The sequence below is a fragment of the Collinsella sp. AM23-17 genome (assembly GCF_003470945.1).
GTDB lineage: Bacteria > Actinomycetota > Coriobacteriia > Coriobacteriales > Coriobacteriaceae > Collinsella > Collinsella aerofaciens_O.
On record NZ_QRHU01000038.1, the window covers coordinates 7,304 to 7,859 of the forward strand.

The window sequence follows — 556 nt, forward strand, 5'->3', positions numbered from 1 at the left end:
GCGATGTCGTGGGACTCCTGCTCCCTGATGTACTTGGCGATCGTCGCCTCGTTCAGGCCGACGGTGGACACGTAGTAGCCCTCCGCCCAGAACTTCCTGTTGCCGAACTTGTACTTGAGGTTGGCGTGCCTGTCGAATATCATCAGCGAGCTCTTCCCCTTCAGGTAGCCCATGACGCTCGCGACGCTGTACTTCGGCGGGATCGCCAGCAGCACGTGCACGTGGTCGGGCATCAGGTGCCCCTCGATTATCTCGATCCCCTTGTACTCGCACAGCTTCCTGAGGATCTCCCCTATGTCGCTCCTGATTTGGTTGTAGATCACTTTGCGCCTATACTTCGGCGTGAACACGATGTGGTACTTGCACATCCACTTCGTGTGGGAAAGGCCGTAGGCCTTCTGGGCCATGGCGACCACCCCTTCGACTCGAATTCTTGACGGCCTGAACAATCGTCAATATCGGTCGGAGGGGTGGCTTTGTAAAGCCGTTTGTCTCCACCCGCGTAGCGGGTGGTTTAAAGCTGGCCGCTGCGCGGCCAGCAGACTAAAGTCTTGAA

General features: G+C 57.7%; 1 protein-coding gene. It reads right to left on the bottom strand.

The window, feature by feature from the left end; translation table 11 throughout:
* Positions 1 to 407: IS200/IS605 family transposase (gene tnpA, locus DW645_RS09635; RefSeq protein ID WP_118227337.1), on the bottom strand; the 407-nt coding region annotated here is incomplete at its 3' end.
* Between the last annotated feature and the right edge of the window lie 149 nt (positions 408 to 556).